The organism is Paenarthrobacter sp. NPDC089675 (genome assembly GCF_044749185.1).
In the GTDB taxonomy this organism is placed as follows: domain Bacteria; phylum Actinomycetota; class Actinomycetes; order Actinomycetales; family Micrococcaceae; genus Arthrobacter.
Genome location: NZ_JBIVHM010000004.1, coordinates 232,771 through 255,908, shown reverse-complemented (window position 1 = coordinate 255,908; position 23,138 = coordinate 232,771). Strand labels below are relative to the sequence as shown.

Annotated in this window: 22 protein-coding genes; 10 read left to right on the top strand and 12 right to left on the bottom strand. The window is 63.0% G+C overall.

The genetic code is table 11. The features are described from left to right. Positions 1-27 precede the first annotated feature (27 nt). The 3 genes from ACIPY2_RS11225 to ACIPY2_RS11215 all read left to right on the top strand — a co-directional run bounded on the left by ACIPY2_RS11225 (position 28) and on the right by ACIPY2_RS11215 (position 3,316). Positions 28-1,341, top strand: coding sequence for an ABC transporter substrate-binding protein (locus ACIPY2_RS11225; RefSeq protein WP_400266462.1), 1,314 nt, complete (start codon positions 28-30; stop codon positions 1,339-1,341). A 72-nt stretch (positions 1,342-1,413) separates the two neighbouring features. Continuing rightward, positions 1,414-2,355 (top strand): carbohydrate ABC transporter permease, encoded by a 942-nt coding sequence (locus ACIPY2_RS11220; protein ID WP_400266461.1) that lies wholly within the window; start codon positions 1,414-1,416, stop codon positions 2,353-2,355. Then, on the top strand, positions 2,339-3,316 hold the full coding sequence (locus ACIPY2_RS11215) for a carbohydrate ABC transporter permease (protein ID WP_400266460.1): 978 nt from the start codon (positions 2,339-2,341) through the stop codon (positions 3,314-3,316). The genes ACIPY2_RS11220 and ACIPY2_RS11215 overlap by 17 nt, the downstream gene beginning before the upstream one ends. Before the next feature lie 16 nt (positions 3,317-3,332). On the opposite strand, the gene ACIPY2_RS11210 is transcribed toward ACIPY2_RS11215, so the two are convergent. Further along, positions 3,333-3,962 carry a YitT family protein gene (locus ACIPY2_RS11210; protein WP_400266459.1) on the bottom strand — a complete coding sequence of 210 codons (630 nt, stop codon included), beginning with the start codon at positions 3,960-3,962 and terminating at the stop codon, positions 3,333-3,335. A 60-nt stretch (positions 3,963-4,022) separates the two neighbouring features. Between ACIPY2_RS11210 and ACIPY2_RS11205 the strand changes: the two genes are divergently transcribed. Further along, a complete protein-coding gene (locus tag ACIPY2_RS11205; RefSeq protein WP_400266458.1) occupies positions 4,023-5,474 on the top strand; it encodes a PLP-dependent aminotransferase family protein in 1,452 nt (483 codons plus the stop codon). 57 nt (positions 5,475-5,531) lie between these two features. On the opposite strand, the gene ACIPY2_RS11200 is transcribed toward ACIPY2_RS11205, so the two are convergent. Further along, positions 5,532-6,029 (bottom strand): DUF4188 domain-containing protein, encoded by a 498-nt coding sequence (locus tag ACIPY2_RS11200; protein ID WP_400266457.1) that lies wholly within the window; start codon positions 6,027-6,029, stop codon positions 5,532-5,534. 75 nt (positions 6,030-6,104) lie between these two features. Between ACIPY2_RS11200 and ACIPY2_RS11195 the strand changes: the two genes are divergently transcribed. Beyond that, positions 6,105-6,680: a TetR-like C-terminal domain-containing protein gene (locus ACIPY2_RS11195; RefSeq protein ID WP_400266456.1), complete on the top strand. Its 576-nt coding sequence runs from the start codon at positions 6,105-6,107 to the stop codon at positions 6,678-6,680. Here the strand turns inward: ACIPY2_RS11195 and ACIPY2_RS11190 are convergent. Both ACIPY2_RS11190 and ACIPY2_RS11185 read right to left on the bottom strand, forming a co-directional pair. Beyond that, positions 6,677-7,369, bottom strand: coding sequence for an SRPBCC domain-containing protein (locus ACIPY2_RS11190; RefSeq protein WP_400266455.1), 693 nt, complete (start codon positions 7,367-7,369; stop codon positions 6,677-6,679). The two genes, ACIPY2_RS11195 and ACIPY2_RS11190, sit on opposite strands and share 4 nt — an antisense overlap. Further along, on the bottom strand, positions 7,353-7,988 hold the full coding sequence (locus ACIPY2_RS11185; protein WP_400266454.1) for an ArsR/SmtB family transcription factor: 636 nt from the start codon (positions 7,986-7,988) through the stop codon (positions 7,353-7,355). The genes ACIPY2_RS11190 and ACIPY2_RS11185 overlap by 17 nt, the downstream gene beginning before the upstream one ends. A gap of 160 nt (positions 7,989-8,148) precedes the next feature. Between ACIPY2_RS11185 and ACIPY2_RS11180 the strand changes: the two genes are divergently transcribed. Continuing rightward, the gene (locus ACIPY2_RS11180; protein WP_400266590.1) at positions 8,149-9,078 is read left to right on the top strand and encodes an RluA family pseudouridine synthase; all 930 of its coding nucleotides are present in this window, start codon (positions 8,149-8,151) and stop codon (positions 9,076-9,078) included. A gap of 10 nt (positions 9,079-9,088) precedes the next feature. On the opposite strand, the gene ACIPY2_RS11175 is transcribed toward ACIPY2_RS11180, so the two are convergent. Further along, entirely contained in the window at positions 9,089-9,610 is a 522-nt protein-coding gene (locus tag ACIPY2_RS11175) for an O-acetyl-ADP-ribose deacetylase (protein WP_400266453.1), read from the bottom strand. Positions 9,611-9,686: 76 nt separating this feature from the next. On the opposite strand from ACIPY2_RS11175, the gene ACIPY2_RS11170 reads away from it, so the two are divergent. Then, positions 9,687-10,319: a DedA family protein gene (locus ACIPY2_RS11170; RefSeq protein ID WP_400266452.1), complete on the top strand. Its 633-nt coding sequence runs from the start codon at positions 9,687-9,689 to the stop codon at positions 10,317-10,319. 46 nt (positions 10,320-10,365) lie between these two features. Here ACIPY2_RS11170 and ACIPY2_RS11165 read toward each other — a convergent pair whose 3' ends face one another. The 7 genes from ACIPY2_RS11165 to ACIPY2_RS11135 form a co-directional block, all read right to left on the bottom strand. Continuing rightward, positions 10,366-10,671 carry a hypothetical protein gene (locus ACIPY2_RS11165; protein WP_400266451.1) on the bottom strand — a complete coding sequence of 102 codons (306 nt, stop codon included), beginning with the start codon at positions 10,669-10,671 and terminating at the stop codon, positions 10,366-10,368. A 125-nt stretch (positions 10,672-10,796) separates the two neighbouring features. Next, positions 10,797-13,595 (bottom strand): phosphoenolpyruvate carboxylase, encoded by a 2,799-nt coding sequence (ppc, locus tag ACIPY2_RS11160; RefSeq protein WP_400266450.1) that lies wholly within the window; start codon positions 13,593-13,595, stop codon positions 10,797-10,799. 149 nt (positions 13,596-13,744) lie between these two features. Further along, positions 13,745-14,854 (bottom strand): hypothetical protein, encoded by a 1,110-nt coding sequence (locus ACIPY2_RS11155; protein ID WP_400266449.1) that lies wholly within the window; start codon positions 14,852-14,854, stop codon positions 13,745-13,747. Beyond that, positions 14,851-16,128, bottom strand: coding sequence for a glycosyltransferase (locus ACIPY2_RS11150; RefSeq protein WP_400266448.1), 1,278 nt, complete (start codon positions 16,126-16,128; stop codon positions 14,851-14,853). Before ACIPY2_RS11150 ends, ACIPY2_RS11155 begins: the two co-directional genes overlap by 4 nt. Continuing rightward, a complete protein-coding gene (locus ACIPY2_RS11145) occupies positions 16,125-17,039 on the bottom strand; it encodes an ATP-grasp domain-containing protein (protein ID WP_400266447.1) in 915 nt (304 codons plus the stop codon). Before ACIPY2_RS11145 ends, ACIPY2_RS11150 begins: the two co-directional genes overlap by 4 nt. Further along, positions 17,039-17,953 carry a PIG-L deacetylase family protein gene (locus ACIPY2_RS11140; protein ID WP_400266446.1) on the bottom strand — a complete coding sequence of 305 codons (915 nt, stop codon included), beginning with the start codon at positions 17,951-17,953 and terminating at the stop codon, positions 17,039-17,041. The genes ACIPY2_RS11145 and ACIPY2_RS11140 overlap by 1 nt, the downstream gene beginning before the upstream one ends. Positions 17,954-18,074: 121 nt before the next feature. Continuing rightward, entirely contained in the window at positions 18,075-19,658 is a 1,584-nt protein-coding gene (locus ACIPY2_RS11135) for a sigma-70 family RNA polymerase sigma factor (RefSeq protein ID WP_400266445.1), read from the bottom strand. 174 nt (positions 19,659-19,832) lie between these two features. Here ACIPY2_RS11135 and ACIPY2_RS11130 point away from each other — a divergent pair, with 174 nt between their 5' ends. The 3 genes from ACIPY2_RS11130 to ACIPY2_RS11120 all read left to right on the top strand — a co-directional run bounded on the left by ACIPY2_RS11130 (position 19,833) and on the right by ACIPY2_RS11120 (position 23,130). Then, positions 19,833-20,552, top strand: a complete 720-nt coding sequence (locus tag ACIPY2_RS11130; RefSeq protein ID WP_400266444.1) for a hypothetical protein — start codon at positions 19,833-19,835, stop codon at positions 20,550-20,552. A gap of 95 nt (positions 20,553-20,647) precedes the next feature. After that, complete coding sequence (locus ACIPY2_RS11125; protein WP_400266443.1) at positions 20,648-22,051, top strand: Ig-like domain-containing protein; 1,404 nt, start codon at positions 20,648-20,650, stop codon at positions 22,049-22,051. Between the two features lie 251 nt (positions 22,052-22,302). Then, positions 22,303-23,130, top strand: a complete 828-nt coding sequence (locus ACIPY2_RS11120; protein ID WP_400266442.1) for a DUF1684 domain-containing protein — start codon at positions 22,303-22,305, stop codon at positions 23,128-23,130. The last annotated feature ends 8 nt before the right edge of the window (positions 23,131-23,138 follow it).

Genomic DNA, 23,138 nt, shown 5'->3' with positions numbered 1-23,138 from the left:
TGCTCATCGAAGACGAAGGAGTACGCAATGCTAAGAAAGAGTTTGGTAGCTGCAGCCACCATCGTGGCCTCAGCCATCGCCTTGACCGGTTGTTCAGGGGGTGGCACACAGCCGGCAAGCAAGGAAATTCCTACGGACAAGCCCATCACCCTCACCGTGTGGAGTTGGGACGGCACCGTCAAGGAGGCCGTGGCCGGCTTCGAAAAGCTCCACCCCAACATCACGGTGAAGGTTGTGAACGCCGGCTCATCGACCGACGAATACACGGCCCTGGACAACGCGATCCAGGCTGGCTCGGGTGTTCCGGACATCGCCATGTTCGAGTACTTCTCGCTTCCGCTTTTTGCAATACCCGGAAAGCTCGCCGACCTGTCCGAATTCGGAGCAAAGGACCTGTCCAAGGACTACGTGGACGCAGCATGGGGCAATGTGACCATCGACGGCAAACCATACGGCCTCCCTTCCGATTACGGCCCCGCCGCCATGTTCTACAACCAGGCTGTCCTGACCCAGGCCGGCGTCACCAAGCCGCCCGCCACTTGGGATGAGTACTACGACGCCGCCAAAAAGGTCCGCGCGCTGGGCGGTGACCACTACATCACGAATGATTCGGCCGATATCTTCATGCTGATGTCCCTTATGTGGGAGGGTGGCGGCCGTCCCTTCAAGGTGGACGGAACAAACGTCACCATCGACTTCAAGGACGCCGGCAGCAGCCGCGCAGTTGCCTACTGGCAGAAGCTCCTCGACGAAGACCTGGTCAACACAAAGGTGACCGGCTGGTCGGACGACTGGAACCGGGGCCTCAACGAGGGAACCCTGGCCACCCAGCTCATCGGCGGCTGGTTCACCTCCACCCTCCCGGAGCGTGCTCCGGATGCCGCAGGAAACTTCCGAGTGGCCCCGCTCCCCCAGTGGCAGGCAGGAGAAACGTCCGGCGCCGAAAACGGCGGAAGCGCCATGGCAATCCCCGCCGCGTCACAGAACAAGGAGGCCGCCTATGCCTTCCTTGAGTACTTCACCCACGGCGACGGGCTGCAATCCCGCATCGATGCCGGAGCTTTTGTGCCGAACCTCTCCAACCTCAACAACGATGCTTTCCTCAACACCACCAACAAGTTCTTCGGAGACCAAAAGTACAACCAGGTCCTCGCTGACGCCTCCAAGAATGTGGGCACCGGATGGCAGTACCCGCCCTTCTTCGGTTGGGCCCGGTCGAACTACGAGGACGTAGCCGCGCCGCTCTACGACAGCAGGACAGGCACCCTCGCCGATGTCCTGGAGACGTGGAAACAACGCAGCATCGCATACGGCAATGAACAGGGGTTCAACGTTCGGTAGCGGCAGCCGTTGCCGCGCCCTTGCGCGGCAACGGCCCCTCCCCTGTCCACGTATCGTGAAAGAAGGATATCCATGAGCCGCCAAATGCTCGCCGGCACCAAACCGGAGCCCGTCTTATCGTCCGCTGACCCCATTTTCCGGCAGCCCAAGAGACGTAAAGCGGGCCTGCTCTTCATTGCCCCCTTCAGCGTCCTTTTCCTGTTCGTCTTCATCATCCCGATCTGCTATTCCGCGTATACAAGCCTCTTCCAGAACAAGCTGATCGGTGGCAAGGTCTTCGTCGGGCTGGACAACTACCTCAAGCTGTTCCAGGACAGCCAGTTCTACGACGGAGCGCTGCGCGTCGTTCTGTTCACGGCCATCCAGGTTCCCATCATGCTCTTCAGCGCGATCGCCCTCGCGTTGGCCGTTGACTCCCTGAAGCTCCACGGCACCCGGTTCTTCAGGATCGTGGTTTTCCTGCCCTATGCGATTCCGGCCATCGTTTCCACGCTGATGTGGGGCTTCATGCTTGGCATCAAGTACGGGCTGCTGGGGAGCCTGAACCAGGCTACAGGCGCATCGTTCAATCCCTTTGCGCCCGAGACAACCATGATCTCCATCGGAGTCATGGTCACGTGGGGATTCACCGGATACAACATGTTGATCTTCTATGCGGCGCTTCGCGCGGTTCCACGGGAACTTTATGAGGCAGCAGCCATAGACGGCGCGAGCGAGCTGCAGATCATCAGGCACATCAAGTTGCCGGCACTCCGATCATCCCTGATCGTGACGATCATCTTCTCGATCATTGGAACTTTCCAGCTGTTCAACGAGCCCAACATCCTGGCCACGCTGGTCTCTAACAGCGGCATCACGTCCTACTACACACCCAACATGTACGCATACAGCCTGGCTTTCAACGGATCGCAGCAAGGATACGCGGCGGCCTTGGCCCTGGTGATGGCCGCATTCACGATCGGCATCGCCTACGCCGTGCAAATCAAGGGAATGAAAAATGTCCTCAACAAGTAGCCGGGTCGCACCCGCAACGCCCGCTTCGCCGTCGCGCCAATCGTCGCGCCAATCGCCGCGCCGGCCGTCAGGCCAGTCCTTCCATGAACGGACCAGGAAGCTCCACACGCTCGCGAATCCCAAAAAGAGCCTGGGCCTGACCCTTCTCACCGGACTCTTCGCCCTCTATTGCCTTGTGCCGATGCTGTGGCTTTTCATCAATGCCACCAAGACCCAAGGCGACTTCGTTTCTTCCTTCGGACTGGGCTTCGGCAAGGAATTCGCCCTCTGGGACAACGTCGTACAGGTCTTCACCTTCCAGGACGGGATCTTCAGCCGATGGCTGATGAACACCGTGCTTTATGTCATCGTGGGTGCGGTGGTCTCCACTTTCCTGGCAGCCCTGGGCGGCTATGCCCTGGCAAAACACGACTTCGCAGGCAGACGCGCGTTCCTGCTGGTGGTGCTGGGATCCATTTCGGTTCCGGGAATCGCCCTTGCCATCCCCCAGTTCCTTCTCTTTGCGCAGCTTGGCATTACCAATACCCCGTGGGCCGTGCTCATTCCTTCCTTCATCAATCCTTTCGGCCTTTACCTCATGTGGGTGTTTGCCGACCAGGCGGTGCCGACCGCTTTGATTGAGGCAGCGCGGATCGACGGAGCCGGTGAGCTGCGGATCTTCCTGCGAATTGCCATGCCCATGCTGGCGCCGGCCACCGTGACTGTGCTGTTGTTCTCCTTTGTATCCATCTGGAACAACTACTTCCTCCCGCTCATCATGCTGAAGGATCCTGGCTGGTATCCATTGACCATCGGTATCAACCAATGGAACAAGCTGGGCTCCACGGCGGGAAACGGCGAATTGATCCAGAACCTGGTCATCACAGGCTCACTGCTGATGATCATCCCGCTGGTTGTCGCGTTCCTCAGCCTGCAACGGTACTGGCAGTCAGGGCTATCCCTCGGCGCTGTCAAGGACTGACCGGACACAGTTGCGCTCAGGCGGCAGGTGCGGCCTCCACGGTTTCCGTGGGGGTCGTTGCCTTAACCGGTTCCGGCACCATGAACCGGGGCAGCAGCAGTTGCACGATGGGCCCGATCGCGAGCGCATAAACCACGGTTCCGATGCCCACGGAGCCGCCCAACAGCCACCCCACGGCCAGGATCACAACTTCGATGCCCGTGCGAACCAGGCGAACCGACCATCCCGTACGGCGGACGAGGCCGGTCATCAAACCGTCCCGCGCGCCAGGGCCGAGCCGTGCGCCGATATAGCAGGCGGAGGCGATGCCGTTCAGTATCACGGCACCGGCCAACAGGGCGATCTGGCCACCCAGGTGCGAGAACGCGGGAATCAACCAGAGGCCGAGGTCCGCGAACAGACCAACCAGTACGGCATTTGCGAGCGTCCCGATGCCCGGCATCTGCCGCAGCGGAATCCAAAGGAGCAGGACAAGGAAACTGACGGCGATGACCACAACTCCGATGCTGAATCCGGTTTTCTGGGATACACCCTGATGGAACACGTCCCATGGATCGAGGCCGAGTCCGGCGCGGATGAACATGGCCAGGGAAATGCCGTACATCGCGAGGCCGATCAGGAGTTGGGTGATTCTTCGGGTCATCATGGGTCCATGATCGCGAAGAACTGGCCTTGTATTCCATAGCCAGTTTGAAATACTGGACTGATGACCGGCTCATTGAATCCAACTGCACTGGCCCGCCTCCTGGGCTCCTGGCAGTCCGGCGCCCTGCCCGCCTACCGTGAGCTGGCCGACGTCGTGCGTTTGCTCGTCATGGACGGCCGCATCCCGCTTGACGTCGCGCTGCCCAGTGAGCGGTCACTGGCTCAAACGCTGGGACTGAGCCGGACCACGGTCACTGCCGCCTATGCGAGCCTCCGGGAGCAGGGCTTCCTGACCGCAGGCCAGGGAAGTCGCGGGCGTACCTGCATCCCGCACCGGAGTTTTCCCGTCACTATGCGGGGGCTGGCGGCGCCGGAGGGACTGTTGGACCTGGCCTACGCTTCGCTTCCGGCGGCCGGCGAGGTGGTGCACAGGGCCTTCGCCGATGCCCTGACGGAACTCCCGGCGCTGCTGCCCGGCTTTGGCTATGACGCCGTCGGAGTCTCCGCGCTGCGCCAGGCCATAGCGGACAAGTACACGGACGAGGGCATTCCCACCACCGCCCGGCAGATCCTGGTGACATCGGGCGCCCAACACGCGCTGAACATCGTCCTGAAGACCATCGCGGGGAAGCAGGACAAGGTCCTGGTTGAGCACCCCTCCTACCCGAATGCGCTGGACGCCATCCGGGCCGCCGGATGCCGGCCGCTGCCCGTAGCCCTCCCCGCCGCCGGAACCACGCCGGCCTGGGACATCGACTCAATGGTGGCCGTGATGAACCAGCAGCGCCCGGCCATGGCCTACCTCGTCCCGGACTTCCACAACCCCACGGGGCGGATCATGTCCGGATTGCAGCGGCGGCGCTTGGCCCGGGCAGCCGATTCCACGGGGACTGTCCTGGTGGTGGACGAGACACTGCGGGGGTTGAACCTCGACGGCGTCGAGGTACCGCCGATGGCCGCCTTCAGTCCCGCTGTGGTTTCCATCGGATCGCTCAGCAAATCCCATTGGGCCGGCCTCCGCACCGGCTGGATAAGGGCCGATGAAGAATTGATCAATCACCTGGTGATCACCAGGACAACAATGGATCTGGGCGGGCCCGTGGTGGAACAACTGGCCGCCGCCCGACTGGTCAGCGCGTACTCAGAGCCCCTCGATTCACGCTTGGCCGAGCTCCGGCACAACCGGGACGCCCTCATGGAACTGCTCGCGGAGCACTTGCCGGACTGGGAAGTGGAGCGACCACAAGGCGGACTAACGGTGTGGTGCCGCCTCCCGAGCCCCGGCAGCACCGCGCTCACCGTCCTGGCTCCCGACTTTGGAGTGCGCTTGGCGGCGGGTCCACGGTTTGGCGTGGGCGGAGCCTTCGAGCACTACATGCGAGTGCCCTACACGCTGCCGCCGGCGCAACTGGAGGTGGCGGTCCGGGCCCTCCGCGCCGCCCAGGACAAGCTCGACGCCTCACCCCAACTCCGGCGAAGCCTCAAAGCCGGGCGGCAGGCCGCCGTCGCCTGACCCAACCGGGCCGCAGTTAAGCGCGTTTTGGCGCCTCAAAACGCGCCCTGCTGCTACTTACTTGTGCGCTACGCGCGCGGCTGAACCCATCCGCTGCTTGGCCGTGTTGCGCCCCGGCCCCACCGGCACGTGCGAGGTCGCCTTCGCCAAGCCGAACAATGGCATGCCGTTGTAGACCACTTCGATTCCGGATGCCGGCACCTGGTAGGTCTCGTGCCAGACTCCGATGTCACCGCTGCCGGCGATCTCCTTCATGAATTTGCGCCAAGGCCCCAGGTGCGGCGACTCACGGTCGGCGGCGAACTTCCGGAGGTGTTCCGGGCTTTCCCAATAGGTGAGCAGGATGGTGGTCCGGCCCAGCCACTGCTCACTCCCCAGCAGCCCGGCCTCGGGGTTCTTTGCCAAGTGCTGCATCATGGCCGGCATTGCCGAGGCCACCTGCGCTACCTTAGCCGTTTTCCACCACCGGTTTGCCCGCATCCCGATGAGGAACACGGTGATGTTGTCGCGTCCGATATCCGCTGTGAAGCGTCCCGGGAAAATCTCCTTCGCCATGCCAGTTCCTCAGTTCGGTCCGAAAAGCAGTTTCATAACGTTGTTATAGAACGATGTTATGAAACACTTGAAGGCATGGCAAGACCCATCGTCCACGATCACGCCGTGCGGCAGCGGCTACTGGAAATAACGGCCGAACTTGTGGACCGCGAAGGTCCGGCGCGGGTCACCCTTCGGGATGTCGCCGCGGCTGCCGATACTTCCACCAGCGCGGTCTACTCCCTCTTCGGCGGAAAAGCGCAACTGCTGACGGCCGCCGTCGACGACGGTTTCCGCTCCTTCGGCGAGTCCCAAGAGGAAGCCGCCAAGGACGGGCTCCAAGGCCTTGGCCGGGCGTACCGCACGTGGGCACTGGCGCATCCGGCCCTCTATCGGCTCATGTTCAGCGGCGCCTTGGCGACTTACATCGATTGCAGCCCGACGCCGGAAGTCGCCTCGGCGTCCATGCTTCCACTGGTGGAGGCGGTCACCATTGCGCAGGAAACAGGACTGCTGAGACGGGAAAACCCCCAAACGGTCGCGATGGCCATTTGGGGGCAGGTCCATGGGCTGGTGAGCCTCGAGCTCGCCCGGATGAACGAGCCGGGCGCAGACTGGGCAGCCATTTACGAGGCCGCCCTTGAGGGAGTAGCCCGCGCCTGGGCTGCTTAGGCGTACACCTTCTCGAGGAACGCACTCCAGGTTTTCGAGGTCAGTTCCGAATCTCCGGAGCCGCTGAAGTCGTGCACCGTCATTCCGACGGGAGCACCGAACGCGTTCCTGCCAAAGAAGCGGTACAGCGTGTCACTGGTGCGCAGTCCAAGGAAGTTGTCATTGGCGAAGTCCACCAGGCCACTCACGTGGCCCACTCCGTCCAGGTCAACGGCGAAGGGTGAACCGGCTTCAATGCCGTCCACGCCGAGGGCGCGCTTCAACTGCACGAATCCTTCGGGTGCCTGCGAGGCCGCCGGGGCCTGGATATCAGTGAACACCACAGGCCTGCCATCGAAGTGCTCCAGATACTGGCCCAGGGTGTGGAGATAGAACTCAGTGTGCTTGCTGGCGCCGTCGTACTGCTCGTCCCAGTTCTCGGCGAAGATCCCGCTGTGAACGTAGTGAAGCTTGGCACCACCACCATCAACGGGCTCCAGGACGTGCTCCAACTGGTTGAACCAGCCGTCAGGTCCATCCATTCGCGTCACCAGGTGGGCCGGGAACTCGTCAACGGTCCGCACTGCGGGCCACTGGTCGGTGGGAAACATCCAGGCGGAGGTATCCGCCGTGACGGCCTGCCACACGCGCTCCGGAGTGCCGGGCAGTACGGTATCGGCCACGATTTCGAATTCACGATTGGCGGTCATTGTCCTGATCCTTTTCTGCTTTGGGTTCGGTTTGAGAAGGGGATTTGAGTGCGGGATGGAGTACGACGACGAGCCGGTGCTTACGTCCGGCGCCCGCACCGCCGTCGTGGTACTTGTCTACGAGCCGGGTCACCGCGACGCCGAGCTCTTCCGCGAAGGCCGCACGGTCAGCTGCCGTCCGGAAGGTAATCTCCCCGTCGATGGCGAAGCTGGCGAGCTTCTTCTTCGCAGCGGCAGCTCCCGAAATGAGCTTGCCCATCTCCTGGACGGTGCGCGAAGCCAGCGAGAGCAGCCAGAAGGCCGAAAACCTGTCAGCGAACCTGCGCGGATCCGGCGCCACGGAGGCCAAGGCCACGGGAGAGATCAGATATGAAGCCGCGGTGGCACGAAGCACCCGCTCCGTAACGTTGCCCTTGCGCCGCTCCTCCACCAACTCCACCAAGCCGTGCTGCTCCAGCGCTTTGAGATGGTAGTTGACCTTCTGCCGGGGCATCCCCACCTTTGCCGCAAGCTGCGTGGCGGAGGCGGGCTCGGCCAGCTCCTGCAGGATGCGGGTGCGGATGGGGTCGAGCGAGGCTTCCGCAGCCGCCGGGTCCTCGATCACTTCGATGTCCAACATGCTTCAAGTATGCGTGCCGACAAATTTTATTGTCAAGAACTTTTTTCTATTCGGTGTTGTGGGGCCTGCTATGCGTGCTTTCGCGCCAAAATTCCAAGCAAAGCGGGCCCCACAACGCAGGCAAAGCCCCACAACGCTGGCAAAGTAGAATTGTCAGGTGATGCAATCCCCCCTCCCCGTGCGCGACGGCGTCAACGCAACCCGCCTCCGCCTCCCGGAGGAGGGACCCTGGGACACCGCGATGGACTACATGATGCACCGCTGGGGGCACATCGATCCGCAGGGCATCGAGGACCGCTTCGACGCCGGAGAGATCGTCGGCGAAGGCGGCGTTCCCCTGACCCGCAGCACCAAACTGGAGGACCACACCTTCATTTGGTACTACCGCACCCTGCCTGCGGAAACCCGGCTACCCGTGGAAATCAACATCCTCCACCAGGACGAGCACATCCTCGTGGTGGACAAGCCGCACTTCCTGCCCACCACCCCGGGTGGGCAGTACATCCAGGAGTCGGCGCTCGTCCGGCTCCGGAACCTCCTGGATCTTCCGGACCTCATTCCCATGCACCGCCTCGACCGCATGACGGCCGGCATCCTGTTGCTCTCCACCAACCCGGAAACCCGCGGCAAATACCAGGTGCTCTTCGAGAAGCGCCAGGTCCAGAAGGAATACGAGTGCGTCTCCGCCGCGGTCCCGGCGGAAGGTTATCCCGCCGTCGAATTTCCCGCAGTGGTCCGCAACCGCATGACCAAGTCCCGTAGCTACCTCCTGGCTGAGGTTATCGACGGAGAACCCAACGCTGAAACGCGCATCGAACAGCTCACGACGTTCGACGCCGGTACGGAGCGGCGCGCCCTCTACAGGCTGGAACCCCATACCGGAAAAACCCACCAGCTCCGTGTCCACATGGCCTCACTCGGCCTGGGAATCGTCAACGACGCCTTCTATCCGGAGCTGCTGGACAAGGCCCCGGACGATTACAGCAAGCCGCTGCAGCTCCTGGCCCGCGGCATCAAGTTCATCGACCCCATCACCAAGCAGCCCGTGGAGTACAGGAGCCAGCTGGAACTCAGCGAAGCCCACGGCTGACCCGGTCCGGTCACCCCCCGAACACCGAGCGGAAGACCGCCGTCGTACTTTCCGAAAACAGGACGAACTCAACCAGGTCCGGCGCGCCTCCTGGCGAGTCCGCGTAGGCACTGACAGCGTCGAATGCCACCTCCGCAACCTCCTGCGCGTCCCAACCGTAGATTCCCGCGCTGATGGCCGGGAACGCAACGCTCTTGGCACCGATCTCCCGGGCAACCGCGAGACTCTCCCGGAAGCAGGAGGACAGCAGCTCCGGATCGGTCTGTCCGGCATGCCGGTTGGGCCCCACCGTGTGGATCACCCATTTGACGGGAAGCCGGAAGCCGGGAGTGGCCACTGCGGCGCCGACCGGAAGCCCGTGGGGCAGTGTTGTACGGCGCAATTCGCGGCAAGCCTCGAGCAGTTCAGGCCCGGCGGCGCGATGGATGGCGCCATCCACTCCCCCTCCACCGAGCAGTGACGAGTTGGCAGCGTTGACAATTGCATCGACGTCACGTGTTGTGATGTCGCCTTGGACGATCCCGATCCGCATCACGCCAGTCTTCCGCCGCGCGTTCACCGGGGCAAGTATTCAGCAGCAGGATGTGCAAGTGCGGTATTTTGTGGCCATGGACTTAGCCTCCCCGGACACGTGGGGATCCGCAATCTACCTGTGGGTGGTGCCTTTCGTGTTGGGCGACGCCATCTTCCCGCCCATCCCGTCTGAAATGGTGGTCATCACCGGTGGCGCGCTGGCCGCCGATGGCCACGTCAATTTTTGGCTGCTCCTGTTGCTCGCCGCCTTCGCCTCCTGGCTCGGCGACATGGCCGTCTACCTGCTCTTCAAACGGCGGGTCAGCCACGTGCTGGACCGCTGGGCGTGGGGTCGCAAAGCCCACCTGGCAATCCATGAAGGCATCGCCAAAGCCGGCCGCTCCACTGCCTACGGGGCCATCATCGGCGCACGCTTCGTGCCCGGCGGACGGCTCGCAACGTCTGCTGCGTCCGGCATCGCCAACGTCTCGATACGCGGTTTCAGCCTCTGCGCGGGACTTGGCGCAGTGCTGTGGGCGATGTGGCAGGCCGGCCTGGGATACTTCACCGGATCCACCACCAAGTTGCCCTTTTGGGCCAGCTCACTGATCGGTGTGGGGGTGGGCTTGGTCATCGGCGTTGTGGTGGGGCTGATTGTCACCAAGCGCCGCGGCAACCGCTCACCCGTGGAGGAACCGTTCGACGGCGACGCTCCCCCAGCGGATTAGCAGTCCTCCGCATCGGAGTAAGGCGTCCGGGGCGCAGCGCGCCCGGTCAGATTGGCGACCAGCGCCCGCGGCTGCGGCGCAGCACGTACAGGCTGCCGGTCAGGGCCACGCGCTCGACGGCGTCCCGCATCATGGCTGCTGAGGTGCGGGCCTCGTCGTTCTCACCTGTGTAGTCGCGGGCATCAACCATGAAGCGGAGGCTGATCTGGGGGACGCCGGCAACAATATCCAGTTGGTTCGACTCCACGTGATGGCGTGTCCCAAGAGCCTCCACGGCCGCCGCCATCACCGCTTCCGGTGCATTTCCGGGCTTGAGTCCGGTAATTTTCAGCTTGGTCTGGAACGAAGGCATCCACCTACCCTATCCCCGGCGCGAAGCTGCCCATTGCTGAGCCTGCGGTTGGATATTGCTTAAAAGCCGAACACCCGCCCGGGCAAGTGGACGGGTGTTCGGCTGCAGGCCGCGTTGTTACCGGATCAGCCCGTGTTCCTCAGGCCGGCGGCCACGCCGTTGACGGTGATGAGCATGGCCCGCTGCAGGCGTTCATCAATTTCGGCGCCCGAAACGGATTCCTCGCGCACGCGGCGGAGAAGCTCCACCTGCAAGTAGCTGATGGGGTCGAGGTACTGGTCGCGGATTTCAAGTGACCTCTTGAGCGTCGGCTGGGCATCCAGCAACTCAATCTCACCCGTGAGGCGCTCGATCTCGGCAACCGTGAGCTCGTACTCGTCACGGATCATATGGAACAGGCGGTGCAGATCCTCCGGAACAAGGGAGGAAACATAGTGCCCGGCGATTTCCATGTCCGTCTTGGCCAAGGTCATTTCGACGTTGGAGATGACGGAGCGGAAGAAATGCCAGCGGTCCATCATTTCACTGAGCTGCTCGTTGTCGCCCGCCTCGCGGGCTGCCTTCAGGCCCGAGCCCACGCCGAACCAACCCGGGACGATCTGGCGGGACTGGGTCCAGCCGAAGACCCACGGAATGGCCCGGAGTCCCCCCAGTCCGGCGCCCGAGTCCGGCCGTTTGGAAGGCCGCGACCCGATGTTCAGGGAGCCCAATTGCTCCACCGGGGTGGACGACAGGAAGTAGGCGGGAAGGTCCGGATCATCGATCAAAGCCCGGTAGCGAGCGAATGCGGCGTCGGAGATGGTCTCCATGACGTTGGCGTAGCGTTCCCGCTCGTCCTCGGAGGTACGGGGAGCGCGGTGCAGCGCCGAACCCTGCATCACAGCGGCCAGCGAAAGCTCCAGGTTTTCGCGGGCCAACTCCGGCAGCGAATACTTGTCCGAGATGACTTCGCCCTGCTCGGTGAACTTGATCTCGCCCTCCAGGACGCCGTTCGGCTGGGCCATGATGGCATCGTAGGTGGGTCCGCCGCCACGGCCCACGGAACCGCCACGGCCATGGAACAAACGGACGCGGACACCGTGCTTGGCTGCGACGTCGCGAAGCTTGCGCTGGGTCTTGTGGATTTCCCACTGACTGGTCATCACGCCGGATTCCTTATTGGAATCGGAGTAACCCAGCATGATCTCCTGGATGTCACCACGCAGCCGGACAAGCTCGCGGTAGGACGGGTCGGACAGCAACTGGTCCACGATCTCGGCGGACGCCCGGAGTTCCTCGACTGTTTCCAGCAATGGAGCGAAACCGATCCGTGCGTGGGGCTTGGCGCCGAAGAGATCGATGAGTCCGGCTTCACGGGCCAGGACCGCAGCCGCCAGGACGTCGTCAGCGCCGCGGGTCATGGAGATGATGTAGGTTTCCACAACGTCAGGACCATAGGTGTTCAGGGCCTGACGGATGCTTCGGAAGACGTCATAGGTACCGTCCGCGGTGCCCTCGAGCTTTATCGGGTGGCCGGACAGCGGGCGACGCGAAGCCAACTCCGCACCCAGGAACTCGAATCGCTCCTCCCTGCTGAGCGAACCGTAGGGTTTCCCGATGCCAAGACGGTCAACCAACTGGCCCACGGCATCATGGTGGTAGTCGGCATGCTCACGGATGTCCAGTGTTGCCAGGTGCAGGCCGAAGGCAGCAATCGCCCTGCGGACCCTGGCCAGCGCGCCGTCGGCCACCAGGCCTGCAGCGTGGTTGCGGAGCGAAGTTTCCAGCATTTGGAACTCAGCGAGCATCTCAGGCGTGGTGGAGTAGTCACGACCGGGCTCGTGATACGTCGAGGCGGCAATACGACGACCCGTATTGATCAGCTTGGCCTTGATGCACGTGAGCTTCAGCCTGTAAGGCTCCTGGGCATTGAGTTCCAGGACGCGTTTGTCCAGGCCCGGAAGGTTCTTTAGGTCCACCTCGATCGAGTCCAGCAATTCCTGGTCCGCGCCGAACAGCGCGGTGGAGTTGGACAACACGGAGATCAGCTCGTCGATCAGCCCGATGCCGATCCGGACAGCGTTCTGGTTCTGCAACTGCAAAATTTCCTTGGTCACGGCCGCCGTGACGTTGGGGTTGCCGTCGCGGTCACCGCCGATCCAGGAGCCGAACCGGAGCGGGGCACCGCCGGAGGGCAGCTTGACTCCGTGCTCGGCGAGGAGCTCGGAAAGGTCGGTCAGCATTTCCGGCATCGCGTCAGTGAGGATGCTGTTCAGGTAGTAGATGGCATTCCGGGCTTCGTCCACCGGAGTCGGGCGGACCTGGCGCAACTCGTCGGTCTGCCACATCTGGTCAATGATCTCGGACAACTGCCGGTCCTGGCGGCGGCGGGCGGACGTACCCTCCAAGGTGGGCTGGGCCAGGACATCGGAGAGCTTGCGGATCTTGTCCAGCACGGACCGCCGGGACGCTTCGGTGGGGTGAGCCGTGAAAATCGGCCGTACGTCCAGTTCATTCACCACGTCCTGGAGGATCTGCGGTCCTGCCTGGCCTGCGATCTCGGAAACGGCCTTCGCCAGCCAGCCGTCCTTTTCCTGGCGGGTACGAAGTCCGCGCACCCGGTGCACCTGCTCTGCCGCGTTGCTGAGGTGGAAGTAGAAAGCAAAGGCACGGACCAGGTCCGTCGCTTGGTCAAGCGGCAGCGAGGCGAGCAGTTCACGGACCTGGGCTACGACGTCGTGGGCGCTCCAAGGGCCGGTGGCATCGGCGCCGCCGCGCGCAGCCTCTTTGGATTCCTTGGTCAACAGGCGGACCTGCTCCACGAGTTCCAGCAGTTCCGGACCGTGCTGCCGCACCAACGATTCGCCCAGAAGAGTGGAAACCCGGCGTACGTCGGCGCGCAGTTCTGCGGCCAGATCGGTGTCTTGATGGGCAGTGTGAACCATAAATACTTACCTTTGGGATCAGGTTGGCTCGTACACTGCGCTGGATACTGTGAGCCGGATTACTAGTTTCCCAAGGGATATTACCCGCACCTGGTTCGAGCTGTGGAATGTGTCTCAAATTCCGGCAACTGCGAGTACCTCAGGCGTGGCTACCCCGCCCAGGCCTTCCTAAGCACCTCCCAATGGTCATCGCTCATGAGGCTTGCAGGAGTCACGGAAATTGACGTCGCACCGCCCTTTGCGGCCTCCTTCAAGGCATCGCCGAAGGTCTTGGCGGAAATCGTCCCGTCATTGGCCCACAGTCCCAAGGACATGGAAATCCGCGAGCCCGCACGCTCGTCCAGCGCCCGCACCAAAGCTTCCGTCTCCGGCGCCCGTTCGTCATTCAATCCCACGTACTGCCAGACATGAAGGCGGCTAACCTGTTTCAGGAGCAGGTCGTAGTCGTGTCCGCTGTCTGCCCGGTCAGCAGAGGCCGAGGTCTTCGGTGAACGCACGTCCATCTCGGTCCGCACCCCAAAGGGCTCGACGGCGGCACTCACCTGACGGGCGATGTCCGCCACCGCCTCGCAGCGCCAAGTCCGCAAATGCGGGTCGCTTGCATCGATCGAGCCGTTGCCCAGACGCGGCCAGTCCTCCAGGCCTGTTGTGGCCTTGAAATCCTTCAAATCATCAGCACCGAAAACGAAATCGTCGAACATCAGTTCCGTCACGTCTACCGCAAGCGGGTGGTACCTTTCGGCCACTTCCGAAGCCATCGCCACCAAACGCGAGCCGGCCTTGCCGTTGCGCAGCGCTGAGACGCTGGCGAAGCTTCCGGAGGCCTTTCCGGCTATATCGCGACCCGCCAAGGAGGGATCGTCCCGCAGGGTCCTGTCCAGAAGAACGTCTATGGTCAGGATGATGTCCCGCTTGACGCCATTGCCGGATGTTCCCACGGCAGCGATTGCCTCGGCCACGAAGTCACGACCCGTGCTTTCCGGGGTTGTGGATGCTGCCGACCCGCTTGAGGAAGGAAATGCCGTCCAGTCCGTCCGTCCAACGGAAATCGAGACCGCAGTCGCATCCACGGAGTCCAGACGCCGGGCGAGTTCTGGCAAGTGGCCCGGATCGTTGTTGACGATGTCCTCGAAACCCAGGTTCACCATGCGGTCGGCAGGCCTGGGTGCCCTTTCGGCAGAATCTGCCGAGAGCGCCAGGGAAGTGGAAGCTGCGGAGAGCCCGATGATGAGCAGCGCAGGAATCACTACGCGGCTCAAGCCGGGGCACCTCCAGTGGCGTCCGTTTCGAGTGCGGCCACCGAGACCACCCCGGTTCGCTGCAGTTTGTTCCAGCGTGCTGGGGCGCCGCGCACCTCCTTGGCTATGGCGCTGGCAAGTGCAAGCCCCACAAAGACCGAGTAGAGCGGCCAAAGGGGCACGGTCCACAGAAACCGGGCGTCGCGCCAGGAACCGTTCAGTCCGAGCGAAAAAACGATCAGCAGGAAAGACACGAACAGGCCCAGCCATCCCAGGATGGCCAGCACGTCTCCTGGAACGGGTCCCCGGCCGGCGATGTACAGGAAAGGCAGAACGGCCAGCACAGCCAGTTGCAGTATGGGGATCAACACCATGGTGATTGAGTTGAAAACGAGGAATAGCCCGAACGGGCCGTACTTGGTGCTTCCGAGCATGCCAAAGTGCAACCGCAAGGTCTGGACGAGCCCCCGCGACCACCGCACCCGCTGACGCCACAGACCACCCATGGTGGAGGGGGACTCCGCGTAGACAAGGGCTTTTGGCTGGAAATTGACGCGGTAGCCAGCCTTGTACACGCGCCACGTCAGTTCCAGGTCCTCGCCCAGGGTTGCCTCGTGAAAGCCTCCAAGCTCGCGCACCAGATCCGCCCTGAAGGCTCCGATGTTTCCCGAAACGATAGGCAGGCAGTGCATGAGCGACAGAGCACGTCGAACAAGCCCGGTTCCCACATGGCTCAGTACCGCCAGCATCCTGGTCTGGATCCTGTTGAGGTTAACCGGGCGATCATCCCCGCACACTGCGCCTACCTTTGGGTGGTCGAAGCCCTGCAGCATGTGCATCAAGGTGTCAGCGGCAAAAATTCCATCCGCGTCCACGAACATCAGGATGTCGCCGCGAGCCGCGCCTATGCCGGTATTGAGGGCCGCCCCTTTGCCCGCGTTCGCCCTGCTGATGAACTGCACGCGTTCATGCCGATCAGCAAGTCCACCCATAATTTCCGCGGTGGAATCCGTTGAGCCGTCGTCCACCAAGATGACCTCCAGTCGCTTATATCGGCTTGCCAGGATCGATTCCACGCAATTGGTGATGACTACGGCCTCGTTGTAGCCCGGAACAATCACCGAGACCAAGGGATTACCGCTGATGACCGAGTACCTGTGCTTTGCCTTCCGGGGACGATGAACGCGGTTGAAGTAAAGCGCCAAGGGAATGTACAGCGCCTTGATTGCGCCGAAACCCAGGATGGTCACGCCACCGACTTCGACGAACGCGAGGGCAAAATCGATAAGAGTCACTCGGTCCTTCCCGGAACACCGTCAGGCGCGTGCACCCGAAGCACGGCGTCAAGGAGTTCCGGCGCGTGCGCGCTGTTTGCTCCGAACCGTGCGTTCACTTCCAGCACCACCGGAGTTCCGTCGGGCATCCGCCTGATGTCCATATCAACCGGACCCCGCAGCCCGAGGGCGCCGGCAGCCGAAACGGCCAGCAGCGCAACGTCCCGGTCCAACGGGGCCTCACTACGCCGTACGGACAGCGCGTTCCCCACGCGCCCCTCCTTCAGCTCGGTCTTTTCCAAGACCACCACGGTGTCCACCTCCGTCCCGTTCCCGTGGACAACCGGGGCGTACTCGGTCCCCGATGCAAAGCGCTGGACAATCCAGTCGTCGTTCAACGTGGCCCACACCCGAGCAGCGTTCCTGCCCCGGTCCGCCAGCCGCTCCAAGACGCGCACACCACGACCCCCGCGTGAAACACGCGGCTTGACCACCACGGGTCCGCCAAGTGCGTCCATGGCTTCCTCTACGGACCCAAAGCTGCTGGGCAACCCGAAGTTGGGAACGCCCAGACCGGCATTACCGAGGCAGGTCATGGTGTGGAACTTGTCGTTTGCGATCCGGACCGGCGCCGGATCGGCCACCACCACGTCCACCCCCGGAGCCAGGTCGTCCCTGGCCTCCGAAATCAGGACCAGTTCGTCGCTGACGGTTGGGACCAGCACGTTTACGCCATGTTGGGCGATCAGCCCCCTCAACTCCCAGAGATATTCCGGCGCATCGGCCCGGGACACCTGCGCCACGCTGTCGGCTCGTCCGGGTTCCACGGCCTGCATATCCGCCCCAAGAACCCAATGCCCCCGGGCGCGCAACTGGGTGGCAAGAGAGCCGCCCGCCGGGCCGCCAACGCCCGTCACCAGGAAACGCGCCATCAGAACTCTCCTACTGCCGAACCGAGCAGGCGGACCGGTTCGAAGCCCTCTGCGTAGGATTTCTTGGCCTGGGAGCCCCGGAAGGCCGCCAGACTGCGGACCCTTTCGGCGCTCATGTAGGGCTTCCCCTTCTGGTCCTTGTGCATGGAGACCGCGTGGATTTTTACGTCCACGTAGCCGGCAATGTCCACAAACACACTTGGATTGAACTGCCGGGTGGCGGAGGGGCTCTCGAAACACAGGATGGAAGGGTGATGGCGCGCTGCGCGCATCGTGGCACTGTAAACGGCTTGGTGGTCCTGGTGGTAGTCGTGGCCCGAATGGGTCATCACTACATCCGGTTGGAAGTCCTTGATGAAGGCCTCGATGGCCTGCACCATTTCCTGGCCATGCTGGGACAGATTCGTGTCGTGGAAATCATGGACCAAGACTTCTGCGACTCCCATGAACTCCGAACCCGTGGAAGCCTCTGTCACGCGGACGTTGCTGTCGCCACCCTTGCTGCCGGCGCTCATCACCATTGCCCGGACTTCGTGGCCCGCATCCGCGAGTTTGGCCAGCGTGGCACCGCACGCCAACTCAAGATCGTCGGGATGGGCGCCGATGGCAAGAACCTTCCGCGGTTGCGCCGCCATGGCATGGTCAATTCTCAATGTTGGTGCCACAAGGAAACCCACAACCAGCCCGGCACCACTGAGGAGTATGAAAGCCACACACCAACCCAGATATTCAGGACTCAGCATGCATGCGATCAGCGAGACCAACAGCACAGTCCCCAGTGCCGCTGTGATCCATCGCAAGCGATGCGGTGACCTGAGCCTGCGAACGAACCAATCCCTGCCAACCGGGAACAAGGCCCAAGCCACTGCCACCGCTCCGAGTGTGCCGGCAATGGCAAACAAGGTTGCCTTCATTTCACCCCTAAAAATACGTGGATATTCCGCGCTGCCCGCCTCCGGGGCATGCATGGAGTGAGTGGCACCGACGGAAGCTTCGTGATGCCTTGGGCTTTGTGATCCGGCTTTCACCGCAGCGTCAAAAGTCGTAGACAAACTGCTTTGAGGCGATGCCTGCGCCGTCCAGGCGATAGGTCAGGGAATCATCCCTGCGATGACGTGACTCGAGCGTCAGATGGAAGTGCAGTTCTTCCCGTCGCAGCGCCTTGGTCCTGCAAACGGCCTTGGACGAGTTTTCCACGGAACACGACCACCCATCAGGTGCCTCGATTGTGCCGCCGATAATCCTCGCCCCGGCAGGCGCCGAGAAAGCGGCTTCGGCTTCTCCCAAAGGCTCGGAACCGGAAACGGCAAATTCGATTCGCAGAGGGGTGGTTCCCGGACTTCCGCCTCTGGACTGTCCGACGGTCGCCGTCACGGTTCCCGGCTTTGTTCCTCGATTGGGCCGGCCGTGGGTGGGGTCAGGAGCAGGCTCCGGACTTGTGGCCGGCGGCACGGGAGGGACCGGGGCCGCAGGTGTTGGGTCCACCGGCGCGGGTTCCGGCGTTGCTGCCTGCTCCGGCGCTGCCGGCTGCTGCGTCTCATCCGGCGGCGGAGCTGCAACGGTTGGTCCTTGGGATTCCACCGGAGCCGGAGTGTCCGACGGCGATGGTGTACCCAGGACTTCTACAGGCACGGGAGCGGTTTGGACAGTCCTCTGGTCGGCGGAAGGACTGGGCGATACCCGGTCCACTAATCCGGCCGCACCGAGGACCAGGCCCACTGCCGCTGCGGCAGCGATGGATGCGGCTACGGGCTGGGCGAGGAGCGGCGCCATGACCGCCGCTTTGACCGGGGCCAGGCCGCCGATAATACCCAGCCCCGAACCGCTGCCCGCCCAAGCGGCAGCCGTCACCCCTGTCACCAATGGAAGGAGCACTGCCTTCATGCTCCCCTCGACGTCCTTGAGCTCAGCCAGGACGGCGGTGCACTTTGCGCAGTCATCCAGGTGGGACCGGACTTTACGGGCCGCGGGGCCGGAAAGTCCGCCTCTGATGAAACTGCCAAGCTTGGCCACATACTCGGCGCACTCGGCGTCCCTCTCCCCGGATACGTGGCATTGGAGGTATTGCCGGCGCAGGCCTTCCCGCGCCCGAAGGGCCAGCGCGGAGACGGCATTGGCGGACAGCCCCAACAGCGGGGCGGCCGCGGCAGGCTTCATGCGTTCCACGTCGAGGTACCACAAGACCGCCTGCCAGCGCTCCGGCAACATCCGGAACGCCTTGGCCACGGCGTGCGATTCGAAGGCCTTCACCACCGCATCGGGCTCGCCCACGGCATGGTCCAGGGACGAATCGTCGCCGCTGGGCAGGGTCCTGCCTGCTTTCCGGTTCCTGTGGTGGGAAAGCCGGGTCACGGTTGACAACAGGTAAGCGCGGAAGAAGTTGTCAGGGCCTTTGCCTGCCACGAGGCTTTGCAGAACCGACTGGAAGGCCTCGGACACGATGTCCTCCGCGTCGCTGGGGTTGTCCACATTGCGTCTGGCGACGGTGGAAGCAATGGAGATGTGCCGCTCGTACAAGCCATCGAACGCGGCTGTGTCCCCGCCGCGCACCAACGCAATCAGATCGCCATCGCTGACCTCAGCGTCGGCCTTCCTGTGGTTGTGAGTCTTCGGCGCCATCTACGGCGTCCCCGCGTGCGAATAAATTGTGCCCATACAAACGGAGTGACGGGCGGTGGAGACTCATGACGCCGGTTTCTACAAGCTTTTTATGAATTCTTGCTGCTTCGCGCGTCGTCATGAATTAGCAGACCGACGCACTGTTCCGGTATGACCAGGTTCCGGACACCCCCAATGGCCGACTGCACATTCTCGCGGCACCTTCTCCTGCGCCGCTGGCAGACCGCCAGTTTCGAACAAGGGTGGCGGTTCAGGGCGGACTGGTTCTTGCCCGAGGTGCGGACAGTGGTCAGGAGCTTTGCCACGGCCTCGACGGTTCCGGCGCCCACGGCCAAGTCCCTGGGGGCCGCCAGGGCAAGGAACGGCGTCGGCATCAGCGAAACCATGTCCGATTTCCGGGCATTGTTCGCCGCTGCCGACCGGAACCTGGACATCGATGCCTTGCAGTCACTCGCTGAGGGCTGGGCCGAAGGCGCGGAAACTTTGCCGCCCATATCCTGCACTGATGTCTACACCGGTTTGGCCACGCAGGCTCATTTCCAAAGGCATCTTCACGAACTCTCCGAAGCTTCGCCCGGCGCTGCCGAGGCCCACGCAATGGCGATCATCGGGCTGCCCGGGCACTTGGAGGGCCAAGGACCCGCATGGACGCTGCTGGTAAAGCTTGGAGCGCTTGTGCAGAGCCAGCTCAGCGGAACGGGAGCCATGGCCACATATCGGAGCTCGGCCATCCATATTGTCTTCCAGGTGTGCGAGGCGAACCTCTCCCGGCTGGCCGAGTGCAGGGCCGCCGTAGAAACGCTCGACGGCGGCGGCCTGGCTCCCGTTCGGATGACGCTGTACCCGCTGGGCGGGGACTCGGATTTCAGCGGCCGCTGGCCGGAACTTCCGTAGCAAACCGGCTTTTGCCCGACGCGTCATAAAGCCTCCGGAAGGGTCACTCATCTTACGACGGCAAAAGAGTTACTGACGTAAGGATTCTTCTTTTTATGAACAACCAGCCCTACCTCAAGGCGGCCTCAGCCGCCGCCGCACTTCTGGCTGCCTTATTCTTGACCGTGGGCCTGGTGTGGTCCGCAGCATCTGCCCATGCCGCGGACATTGTCGACGCGAAGATCAGCCTCAGCACTGAATCAGTGGTCACCAACCAATGGGACCAGGTCAACCTCTCCTGCCAATGGAGCGTCCCCGACCATTCCCAACCCGGCGATACCTTTGAACTGCAATTGCCGCCCCAACTGCGCTGGTTCGGGTCGACGTCCTTCGATCTGAACAGCCCTGGCGGCGATACAGTCGCCAAGGCTGTAGCGAACGATTCCGGGCTTGTAGTCTTCACGCTCACGGAATTCGTCAAAGACCATCCCTTGGATATCGGCGGAACCTGTGCTTTTACTACCCAATACTCCAAGGTCCCCGGCGATGATACGGGCAGCCAACTGGACTTCGTTGTTGGTTCGTCGGTAGTCCGCGTACCCCTGGACATCAAGCCTTGCACCAGCGACTGCGCCCCGGTTCCAACATCGGCCGGCAAGTCCATGTGGTGGGCTGACGCGGACCAGACCCGCCTCGAATCCATCATCTACATGCCGCCCATGCAGTCGGACAAAAATGACGTCGTTGTCACAGACACCCCTGCAGACGGCATGGAGATCGACTGCGACGAGGTAACCCCCCGCGTGGGCAGGACTGTTAACGCCACGGGCAACCTCACTGATCCCTTGGAGAACGACAAGTACCCCGCAGCCATCGACTGCACGCCGCATAAAGTGACGGCCACCTGGGCTGCGTTGCCCAAGGACGAGCGGGTCGAGCTCTTCGTTGTTGCGCAGGTTACCGATTCGTCCCTTGACGTCTACACCAACACCGGCACAGTCACCATTGCAGGCGTCGAGAGCGCCGTTGACGCTGAGACCAAGCGCACCACTGCCAGCGGCACCGGCGATGGCACTGCAGCACCAAGTGAAACCCCAAGTCCCTCACCGAGCACAACCCCGGCCTCTCCGACGGCAACGCCAAGTCCCTCACCGAGCACAACCCCGGCCTCTCCGACGGCAACGCCAACCCCCTCACCGAGCACAACCCCGGCCTCTCCGACGGCAACGCCAACCCCCTCACCGAGTGCCACGACGGCAACACCAACCCCTACGGGGAGCCCCAGCACTCCGGCACCGTCGAAGCCTGCAGTCACAGCGCCGGCTCCCACGTCGTCCGCGCCCGTCACTCCCCCGAGCCGGGCAGCCACGACTCCTGCAGCGGCTACCACCACAGATGAGCTTGCCAGCACCGGAGCCAGCGGCCCGCTGTTCATATTCGTAGGCGTCGGGTTCCTGGCAGTCGGTTCCCTCTTGGCCTTCGCCGCAACGAGGTTTGCTTCACGGCGTCGCTCGCACTAACGGGAACCGCCACGACCACCTGGGGTACCCGAAGGGCCGGTACCCCAGGTGCTCCTTTAGACAGGCTCGCGCTGGCATGTATTGGGGGCCAGCGCGAGCCGCCCCACTTCTGAGCCTCCCCACGTCTGAGCCTCCCCATTCTGAGCGTCGGCACTCCCCACTGCCCACTAGGGAATGCACTTACACCCTGCGTCGTTGACGGGAGTGAGAAAACCGCCCAAAGCGGTTCCGCGCCAGCCGAGGAGAATCCATTGAGTGCCCCCACCACCGCCGCCGACGCCCAGCTCGCCCGTTGGGAGAGGTTTCGCTCGGGCAGGAATTCTGCGTTGGCCTCGGAGCACGGATGGCTCACGCTCACCTCGTTCCAGTGGCTTGAACAGGAGCCGTCCCCCGTGGAGCTTGCTCCCGGTCTTTGGTCAACCGACGGCACCGCCGCAACTCTGACGGCCTCTGCTGATGACGGCCTGACGTTCGTGGCCACGGGTGAGCCGGCAGTAGGGACCTTCACCGAGTCCCTCCAAAACGAGGAATCACTCCTCTGGGTGCAGTACGGGGGTGCGGACGGGAAGCAGACAGTGGTGGAACTGGCCGTCCGTGCGCACAAGTACGCGATCAGGACCCGGGACAACGGTTCGCCCGTCTACACGGAATTCACCGGCGTGCCTACCTACGAGTACAGCCCCCAATGGGTCATCGAGGGCAGGTTTGAGGCATACGACGAACCGGTGGACGTACCCATCGGTACCGCAAACCCCTTGGTCGATGGTGTGCATCGCTCAGTGGGAGAAGTGGTGTTCAAGGTCCCCGGAGTTCCCCACACGATCCGGCTCCATGCAGAGGAAGAGAAACTGGGCGCCCTGAACGTCACGTTCCACGACGAAACCAACGGCGATACCACGGACGATTGGCGGAAGGTCTTTATCCCCCGTCCACGTCCTGACGGATCAGTCGTGATCGATTTCAACCGTGCGATCAACTACCCCAGCGCGTTCACCCCTTACGGAACCTGCCCCATGCCGGTTCGAGGCAACTCCATCGACGTGCGGGTGGAAGCCGGCGAGAAACTGCCCGAAGAATAGCCGTCCCG